Source organism: Candidatus Zixiibacteriota bacterium (assembly GCA_021159005.1).
Classification (GTDB): Bacteria; Zixibacteria; MSB-5A5; order UBA10806; family 4484-95; genus JAGGSN01.
Genome location: JAGGSN010000069.1, coordinates 1 through 10298, shown reverse-complemented (window position 1 = coordinate 10298; position 10298 = coordinate 1). Strand labels below are relative to the sequence as shown.

The window sequence follows — 10298 nt, the reverse complement described above, 5'->3', positions numbered from 1 at the left end:
GTATAACCCCTTCAAAACTGCCAACCGACGCTATAAGAAGCATAGGTGTACAGATTGATCTTGCCCCGTTTTAACGGACACATTCGTAATGTAATTTAATTGATTTTCAAAGTCAACGGGCGATTTATAACCTAAAGCTGAATGTCTTCTCTGTCGATTATAAAACACCTCTATATACTCAAAGACGCTTGATTTAGCCTCCTCTCTGGTTTGATAATTCTTAATCCGCCTTAGGCGGACAGTTTTTAAGGTATGGAAAAATGTTTCGGTTATAGCGTTATCATAGCAGTTACCTCTGCCGCTCATACTTGGTCTGATGCCATTCCGATTCAGTAATGTTTGAAAGTCTCCGCTGGCATACTGGCTGCCTTGATCAGAGTGTAAAATCATATCCCGAGCCGGCGTTCGATGATTCAAAGCCTGTTTTAAAGCGGTGATTACAAGCTCTTTTTTTAGACGTTTACTCATAGCCCAGCCGACAATCCGGCGATTGAAAACATCTAAAATTACCGACAGATAAAGCCAGCCCTCAATCGTCGGAAGATAGGTAATATCGGATGTCCAAAGCTGGTTAGGTTTAGCCGCGACAAACTCTTGTTTAACCAAATTGGGCGTCCGCCTAAGGCGGAGATGATTATGTTTTGAGTTGGTTGTAACTTTAAACTTCCGTTTAGTCTTAGCCGCTATGCCGTTGATTTTCATCACCCTGGCTACACGGTTATGACCGCAAGTCTCGCCACTAGCCCGCAGGTCAACCGTAATCCGGGGACTGCCGTATGCCTGCCCGTCGCAGGCGGGTCTGGCGACTATCTTCATGGAACTTCTTAATCTTTTCCAAAAATGCTTGATTTGATAACTCTCTTTTGCTGAGACCACGCTTTCGCCAGCCATAATAACCGCTCCGTGATACCCCTAAAACATGGCACATCCTCTCCACCCGAAATGCGGAACGGTAGTTCTCAATAAACCGATATTTCATTTGGGTGTCTTTGAGAAAATGGCCAAGGCTTTTTTTAAGATGTCCCGTTCTTCTTTAGTATCAGCCAGTTGACGTTTAAGCCGCCGCATCTCCTCAGCTTCCAGCTTCAAATGTCCTTGTCCCGAGAAAGCCTGATCTTTATCCTTTGTCAAACGTTCCTTCCAGTTATAAATCAGATTAGGATGTATCCCCAGATCTCGGGCAATCTCTGCGGTACTGCGATCACCTTTGGTTGCCAAACGCACCGCCTCAATTTTAAATTCTTTGTCATATTTTCTTTTTCTTTTCGTCATCCGAACTCCTCCTTCGATGGTATTATACCACCTTAACCGGGTGTCCGTCAAATCGGGGGAAGATCAGAGGTAGGTGCTGTAAATCAGGGAGTTGCCGGCCGAGGAGAATTTCGTCACAAAAGTATCACAATAACCATTATTATTACCGTCATACGGGTTTTGCGTGGGGAAATCTGACGACCCAGTATGTCCCGTCACATAAGCGTTCCCGGAGGCGTCTACGGCGATGCCACGGCAATAGTCAGAGAAGCCCCGCCCACCGAGGTAGGTGCTGTATACAAGTTCGGGGTCGATGACCAAAGTTAAAGATGGGTTATAATCATCTACCTCAAACCCAAACACGCCGGGTGCCGTAATAACATACCTGCCGATTACTTCTCTTTTGCTGCTGCCTACCTCCTGATAAACAGAGGGTATGTTCTCGTGAACCGGACCAAATGAGGTTGATGCCTCAAGATCGCCGTTGGGTGTAATGGACAGATTATCCGCGCCTTCATAACGAACTTGTATCTGTGAAATATCCGCACCGGGATTGACTATGAAATCGTACTTTATCCCCTGTCCGTTGCCGTGATATTTCAAATCAATGCCTGGATAAATATCTTTGTAAGTGATAGTCGAATAATTTGGCACATCAGTACGCCATTTTGAGGGTTCGTTGCCATAGAAATAATTGCAGTTGTGGGAGAGGCGGTCTTCACCGATAATCTGAGCATCAGGATTTGCACCGATAAGCTGAGCCCGCATAACAAGCGATTCCTTTTTGTAGCGCGGTTTATCGAATTTATCAGGCATACCCGGTATATCAGGTCTCATAAGCTCTTCATCTTCAAGCAGCTCATCGGTATCGCGTGTGAATACATAGGCTATCTCATCTGAACAAAACCAGAATGTAGCACCGCCAGCATTAGCTTTGAACAAAGTCTTTTCATCCCACTGTCCGCGATTCTCTGTAAACGTCATTGGCATTGATGCCATGTTTGTCATCACCATTTGCTTTTGTGATGCTTTATCAAGAGTGAGTTGCGCATTAGCAATTGTTGCAAACAATGCTAAACCAACAATTACAATCATTACTATTCTTCTCATATTAAAACTCCCTTTGTTTGAAATTTATTATATTTTCAAGAAGCTCAAATGCTTACCCTAGTTAAAGTCCTTTAAATCAAGCTAATAACATCCATAACAAAAAGCAAGACATTATTGTCTATTTCCTTAATAGCTATACACAATTTCAGTGACATAAATGTCAGTAAATATCAACATTTTTCCTGGAATAAGAATGTAACAAACATTCTAACCAGGAGATTATTATGACTTTTACTGAAATGCTACCAGCTTTGCAAAGCCAGGCATCTCGGGTTTTTAACGGTAATAAGGATTCGATGCAGGACGCGCTGGGTATGGCTTATGCTAATTATAACAGTTGCCTTAACAGGAAGAACCGTCAGCTTTCAATCGGGGAGCTTACCAATTTCATCAAGTATCGCGCGACCGAACTGAATAACGGCATTCGTCCCCATTTCGGGAACATCTCTAAAAAGCGAACTAACGATGTCTATTACAAACCTCTTTATTTAGACGGCAAGGTTGAGCGGCTGTATTTTGAACACGAGGATGCTGATTTTATTGAAGGCGATCATGGCTTTCTGGCTTATCAAACCCGCGTTCCCTCGTGTGAAAACGATATCCTGTTCAATATAGACTTCGGGAAGTTCCGTAAACAGTTAAACTGCATCGACCGGGAACTGCTTGACTTGCTTGTTGTCGGCTATAATCCTACAGAGATCTCACGCGTAATGTTGTTTTCATACGGCGTTGTGAAAGATCGGTTAACTGCGATCGGTCAAAAGTATGATGAGTTCTTTCAGTGTCGGGATGTTGTGGTTGCCTAATCTGATCATTCATCGGGGGAAGTGTAACAGCTTTCCCTGCGATTGTGATAGCCGCTATCAATGTTCTTATACCATTATAGTGATTGTAATTGTCGTTGAGGTGGAATGATGGCTTGATGTTGGACACCCGGGGGTCGGATTAGCTGGTTTTAACCCGATCCGAAGTGGTACATTTAACCCGACCTGTGATATATCTAATCGCATTTCAAAACCGAACGGTTTAGAAAATTTCTATAGCCAAAACAATATCCTGCTTTCAGCCTAATGTATTTTGTATCAATACAATTGCTTTAAAAGAATATTCTTTAAGCGGGTCATATAGCATATAAATGATTAATGAAAAAAGTTCTGTTTATAATGAAAATACTGACTTTTAGTATTGCTTAAGCCACTACCGATACGCGTTAATTTCTTAGCTTAAGTGAAAACAGCATTTACTTGACAAAAAGGCAGTAATGACTATATTTACAATAAGTAGTTTTATCGCCCATTTATAATCGGGAGTAATTATATGTTCAATACAAATATCAAAGCGGTTATGCTAATTAGCGTATTGCTTATAACAGCCACTGCCGCCTACGCCGACTACCACTACGCCAGCCATGACGGCTCGGATGAGCCCCCCTACACCAGCTGGGAGACCGGCGCCCACCTGATACAGGATGCCGCCGATGCCGCCAGCCGTGGCGATACGATATATGTAGGCGAGGGTACTTGGTATGAAAATGTAGATATTTCAGATACCTGCGTAGCGCTAATGGGGATGGGTATTGGCAACACTATATTGGAAAATTATGTATACGCTACCGTTAATACTTCTGGAGATTCTATTCTGGTAGAAGGATTTACCTTTATTTCAGATTGGGAAATTCATGCAACTGGTGGTGTACATTGTGCTCATTATTGTTACGTTGTTATCAAAAACAACTATTTTACCGGTCATGCGGATGCGGTTTCAGGTAATTTTGGCGGTGGTTTTGTAACAAATAATATTTTTGAGTATAACACAGGTTCATTTAGAACTTTTGCGGTAAAAGATACTCTTATTTTCTCAAATAATACATTTATTAATGAACATCAATTTGATAATTTAATTGAAGATCATTTGCCGGATAGCAGCCAGATTCATATCAGAAACAACGTTTTCTATGCCGGGAATTGGCAAACTAGAATTTTCACTGCAAGAAATGTTGCAGATTCGGTGTTTATATATAACAATTTATTCTACAAGAAAATCAATTTAAGCGATGTGTTTACATCATATTACGGGCTTTCCCACGATAAGGTTCATTTTTACAACAATACCATTGATGGCGCTACGGAAAACAACCCTGAATCGCCGATAGCCGGTATCTGTTCTGAAATGATCTTTGATTCGGTTCGCACTATCGACAACAATATCGTAATCAACTGCGACAAGGGGATACTTAATCGCCGTTATTTTTCAGCTAATATCAGGTACTGTAATCTTTTCAATAATGAATATGATATATGGGGAGAGTGCGAGTTCATAGAGGGCAATATTTTCACCGATCCTATGCTGACAGATACGATAGGTTTCTATCTTCAATCTTATTCGCAGGCAATTGATGCCGGCGATCCTGACATTCTCGATCTCGACGGTTCGATATCGGATATAGGCGCCTATGGCGGTCCTTATGGAGAATTTTATGAATACCAGGACTTACCGCCAAGAGTTCCTGACAGCCTTCAAGCGGAAATACCTGCATCAAATGATGCGATTATTATTTGTTGGCATTATAATACCGAAAGCGATTTCAATCGTTATCAACTTCACCGCGATACGATATCGGAATTCGAACCATCAGTTTTCAATATGATAGCCGAACCGGAAACCTCAGTTTATATCGATACCGAATTTGATGTGTATCACAGCTATTACTACCGCATTTCAGCGATAGATAATCAGGATAATATATCTGAATACTCTGAGCAGATAGGAGTGATATTCACAGGTTTCGATGATTTTAATGATACCATTATTCCTCGTATGGCGGTATTACATCAAAACTATCCTAATCCTTTCAATCAGAACACGATTATAAGATATTATCTACCCAATGTCGGTTATCAGCCGGCAGAGGTTGAGCTTTACATATATGATATATTAGGGCGACAAGTGAGGCAGCTTGTTAATGAAAGGAGGTACCCCGGAGAATATGAAGTAATCTGGGATGGTAGAGATGATAATGGCCAATCGCTTTCCAGCGGTGTATATTTCTACCGTATGTTTGTAACAAAAGCGGAGTTAACCAGACCAAGAAAATTGATATTACTAAAATAGAGGAGGGTTTCGATGATAAGAGTCAAAACGATATTATTAGTATTATTAATGGTTATTAATGTAGTGGCAGTTTCGCCTGATGAATTGCCATTCGGGGCGTTTTATTTGGACGATACAACTACTACTCAAATAGAAATTTTGCATGATGTCTTAGGGTTTAATCTTTATGTGCAAAATCATCCCACTATTTCCACTCTCAATAAATTTGCCGATGCAGGTATTACGGTTAGTATTCGAGGTGATGGAAATAATAAGTTGCATACGCTTTCACAATTTCATTATGCCTTATTCGAAGTGGAGGAGGGAGATTCGAGTATAAGAATTTATCACTGCGGCGGTGACACTGCATCAGAGGGAGATACTAGATTCTGGGTTTCGTATAACGATTCGGAGGATATCCTTTTTGGGCCGAATAGTCATAACTGGCCCTGCTGGCCCGACAACCATGTTTATAGCTATCCGAAGCTTAACAGCAGATATGGCTGGCAAGCAGATCCGGAAGTTGCAAGTGATACAGTGCATTATTTTATTGAAATCAGAGCTAAGATTGATGTTCGCAATGGAACAACAGATACGATAGCAAATCTATGGGTACTTCCCAATCTATACGGTTACGGACTAGTTGATACATTATCGAAGTGGGAATTACGAGATTCTGATTTCCCGGCATCGGATACCTGGACAACAATTGAAAAGGAATTTCACTTTGCAGATACTCTGCGATTTTACGATATTGATAATATCGCAGATACTTCTACTAAAGTTGATATCAGTTATGCCTTAACGACAATGATTAAAACTACTGGTAACCGGGAAGTTAGCATCGACTGGATTAAAATATATGACCGTGATGGCAAAAGACTTGTTGAGACAGATTTTTATAGCCAGGACATTGAAGATTTTGTTGAGGATTACACTGGGGTAGACTCTTTATGGGGCTGGTGTTTCGCGGAGGGTGGCTTTTCAACCATCCCTGTTATTGGTGCGATTCTCGATACGGTTCGAACCCGTGGTGAAATGCCTGATTGGGGAGGGATGAGTATATTACCAGGCAAAAAAGAATTATATCAATACTGGTTTGATTATGTTGATAGTGATGTCTTGTCTCCTTTCTCATATCCTTTTTTAGATAATGGTATCGATTCAACTACTTATGCGGGATATAACAGTTTGGACTCAGCTATATATTTACAGAATAGGCTAAACAGTATGGCTGAAGAATACACCTTGATGTATCAAACAGTTAATAACAACGATGCTGATTTATGGCTCGAAGCGCAGGCTTATTATAGTAACAGCGGCACTATCGAAAATCGTAAGCCAACACATTCCGAGTTTCTTTGTCAGACATATATGATTTTAGCTCATGGCGCCAGGGGTATTCTTTATTGGAAATATAACAGTTCTGTAAATTGTTATGGTATTATAAACGACGACGACGATTCCACAATGTGGTATGCTATCCGCGACGATATCAACCCCTACATCAAGGCGATTGATGAATACTATATGCCGTTAGTCTGGGATACTACTTATGCAGTTTCGCCAAACGAAACTATCGTTGGTCAAACTATAAAATCAATACGAGCTGTTCCCAATCATCCTGATTCAATCAGCCCAGATACCGGCTGGTTCCATGTCGGTGAGTATTACGATAATGCTGGTATGAGATATTTTATGCTGGTAAACCGCGCCTGTTCGCAAGGTGTGGATGATTCAACTGAAGCTGGCTCAATAACTGCTATAGTAAAACTTAATCGCTCCTATTTTAATAATGCAGAACGGCTATTGGTTATTGATATCGCAGATTCAATAAATCATTTATATCCTGGTACTGATTCTACAGAATGGATTGCTGTTTCAGAGACTACTTATACATGTTTATATGATGATAAGTTATACTTCACCACAATCCTCAAAGCTGGCGAGGGGCGGTTGTTTAAGATACAAACTTTAGGCAATCCGACATCCGTAATGGATTATGATGTGTGTCAGGGTGAATTTACTTACGATACTACTCTCACAATATCCAGTTCGGATACAGTTAGTTATAAATGCCCTTCAATTTTAACTTTCCCTCAACACGACACGCTAATTATCAACGGCGGATTGTTTACCACTGGTTGCGATACAGGTGATAGTCTTGGCTTAGTTGCTTTTGCTGCTGAAACCACAACTGTATCTTGGAAAGGACTTCTATTTTCTGGTTCATCAGCTATTGGCAATCTGGATTATTCAGATTTTAAGCAAGTAGTTCCTACCTGCATTACTATTGATGATACTGCCTCTGTAGTAATTCAAAATTCGAAAGTAACGAGCTACACCTATGGGATTCATATCACTGATTCGGGACGGCTTAATGCTGCAAATTGCTCTTTTGAAGATACGACCACAGCTACAAACGGCATATATAATGAATCGGGTGATTCTGTTATGGCAACTAACTGCTATTTTAAAGGATATAGCACTGGTGGTATCTGCTCAAATAGCGGTTATCTTGAAGTTGATTCATGCAGTTTTGATGACATCGGGCTTTGGGGAATTTATGCTAATTCTTCGGATGCCAAAATCGAATATTGTAATTTTATTAATATCGGCAATTATGGAATAAGAACTATATCGGCTGAGCTTGAAGTATCACATTGCGATTTCGATTCTATAGAGAATTATGGTATTTATGCAGACAGCGCCGAATCGGAGATTGATAATTGCGATTTTATCTGGTGTGAAGATTATGCTATTTATATAGATGGTCATCCATCCGGCTCATATGATTCCACCAAGATAACAGATTGTGATATCACTTTATACTCAAGTGGATCAGCTCCATCGGGTTCACATTATGGAATAAGAGTAGATAATATTAACAAAGTTAGGCTTTTCCGAAATGTGATTAGGAAATATGCTCAAGGTGGTATCAAATTTGACCATTCTAATACGAAGGTTGAAAAAAACTGCATTTATGACTGTAACAACTACGGTATTTACTCTTATGCTTCGGATTGCATATTTAACCAGTGCGATTTTGATTCTCTTGAGTGTGGATTATATTTGAGGACCGGTTCAGATGGTATAGTCAGATATTGTGATTTTGATAGCCCTAATTTAGTTTATGGTGTTCGTACATATGCATTAAGTTATCCCGATTTAGGTGATAGTATTAATAATCAAGATTCGGGTAATAACACATTCAGGAACTGCAGTAAATATTATATCTATAATGGTAGTGGAATCTATACTATTAAAGCTGAAGGAAATTATTTTGGTGGCGGTCCTCCCCCTGTAGGTAAGATTTATGGTTTGGTTGATTATACTCCCTGGTTAACTGCAGCTCCTGGAAGTAAGGGCAAGCTTGGCGAAATAATAATTCCATATGTCTACCAACTCAACCACAACTACCCTAATCCCTTCAATCCTAATACTACAATCTCATTTAGTTTAGCTGATCCCGGATATACTTCAATTTCAATTTATAACATCCTCGGGCAAAAAGTTAATAATCTTGTGGATGAATATAAGTCATCAGGAAATTATTCTGTTATCTGGGATGGCAGAAACAAATCAGGCACAACCGTATCATCCGGCATATATTTCTACAGGATTGAATCAGGTGAATTTATAGATACCAAGAAGATGTTATTACTTCGATAAAGGAGGTTTTGTCCTGGTTCAGCGGGAATTTTAGTAAAGCCTTTTTTTATTTGTGAGCACGTATAAGTGTGCTCACATCGTTCTTATCGCCCTTTGGGCGAGGGTTTTTTAAGGCATAAGAGGTCTATCGAACGATGGAAACATTTAAGAGTGGGCATTGAAAGCAATATCTCAACGCCCATCCCATCGCCTCGATGAGCCTCACCGAACTATCCCTTGACAGGTTGCTCCCCAGCAGTGCCTGTCTCCGTTTTACCCGGTGATCTAATGTAACAACAAAATAAACGTCTTGTCAAGCCCGCCTGTCGGCGGACAGGGTTTCAAGCTATTTTTAAACGAGCTGCCTGACGACGAGTTTGCCGCTGTTCTCTAGACTTTTCAAGCTTGCGGTCGCGGTCGGCAAAGATTTCTTGCTCGCGTCCCTTGAGTTTATCTTTCGGAGTTACGTAACCTATCGCGCTATGCAGACGAACGTTGTTATAATAATCAACATATCTTTCAATAAGATGACGAGCATCATCAAGACTAAGTAAGCGGCGTACCAAGACGGATACACTCACTCTTAAGCGACTTATGCCAACGTTCGATCTTGCCGTTGCTTTGCGGGTAATAGGGTGAGGTTCGGACGTGAGTCATCCCGCTTACCCTGATAAACTCCTTGAAATCTTTGGCGATAAACTGCGGACCGTTATCCGAGATGATTCTCGGCTTAGCTTTGGGATACAGCTCCTTGGCCCGCTCCATGATTATTTCAATATCGACCTCCTTCATTGACTCACGGATATCCCAATGGACTATCGAACGACTGTAGCCGTCAAGCAAACTGCAGAGATAATAAAATGTGCCGGTTATATTGATATAAGAAATATCTACGTGCCAATGTTCGTGCGGGTTAGCTGGCTGGTTAAAACCGGTTCCTTTCTGTGAGGGCTTTTGGTTCCAGCGGCGCATGAGGTCAGCATCGGAAAGAACCCGATATACGCTTGATGGAGATACCGCAACTACATCATCATCAAGCATCATAAAGGTTAGACGCCGGTAGCCGTCAGACAGATGTTTCTTCGCATATTCAATGATAGCTTGCTTTTCCCAGTCTAAGAGCAATACTGTTCACTTAAGGATGATGATTTGAAAATCATTTGAATTTTTTTTGAATAGGGTTGATGACGGGGGGC

4 protein-coding genes and 2 pseudogenes are annotated in these 10298 nt (G+C 40.8%); 3 read left to right on the top strand and 3 right to left on the bottom strand.

The features are described 5' to 3' along the window. Window positions 1-99: 99 nt before the first annotated feature. Window positions 100-1272, bottom strand: a pseudogene (locus J7K40_04205) (IS3 family transposase). 63 nt (window positions 1273-1335) lie between these two features. Beyond that, a complete protein-coding gene (locus J7K40_04200; GenBank protein ID MCD6161600.1) occupies window positions 1336-2361 on the bottom strand; it encodes an SBBP repeat-containing protein in 1026 nt (341 codons plus the stop codon). A gap of 224 nt (window positions 2362-2585) precedes the next feature. Between J7K40_04200 and J7K40_04195 the strand changes: the two genes are divergently transcribed. From J7K40_04195 to J7K40_04185, 3 genes are all read left to right on the top strand, one after another. Beyond that, entirely contained in the window at window positions 2586-3167 is a 582-nt protein-coding gene (locus J7K40_04195; GenBank protein ID MCD6161599.1) for a hypothetical protein, read from the top strand. A gap of 511 nt (window positions 3168-3678) precedes the next feature. Then, window positions 3679-5472: a T9SS type A sorting domain-containing protein gene (locus J7K40_04190; GenBank protein MCD6161598.1), complete on the top strand. Its 1794-nt coding sequence runs from the start codon at window positions 3679-3681 to the stop codon at window positions 5470-5472. A 12-nt stretch (window positions 5473-5484) separates the two neighbouring features. Beyond that, window positions 5485-9123: a right-handed parallel beta-helix repeat-containing protein gene (locus J7K40_04185; GenBank protein MCD6161597.1), complete on the top strand. Its 3639-nt coding sequence runs from the start codon at window positions 5485-5487 to the stop codon at window positions 9121-9123. 401 nt (window positions 9124-9524) lie between these two features. On the opposite strand, the pseudogene J7K40_04180 reads toward J7K40_04185, so the two are convergent. After that, window positions 9525-10215: pseudogene (locus J7K40_04180) on the bottom strand (transposase family protein). Window positions 10216-10298: the final 83 nt, after the last annotated feature.

Excerpts from the sequence above, each read along its gene's own strand:
- J7K40_04195 (MCD6161599.1), top strand. The coding sequence starts at position 2,586 with ATGACTTTTACTGAAATGCTACCAGCTTTGCAAAGCCAGGCATCTCGG.
- J7K40_04185 (MCD6161597.1), top strand. The coding sequence starts at position 5,485 with ATGATAAGAGTCAAAACGATATTATTAGTATTATTAATGGTTATTAAT.
- J7K40_04200 (MCD6161600.1), bottom strand. The coding sequence starts at position 2,361 with ATGAGAAGAATAGTAATGATTGTAATTGTTGGTTTAGCATTGTTTGCA.
- J7K40_04190 (MCD6161598.1), top strand. The coding sequence starts at position 3,679 with ATGTTCAATACAAATATCAAAGCGGTTATGCTAATTAGCGTATTGCTT.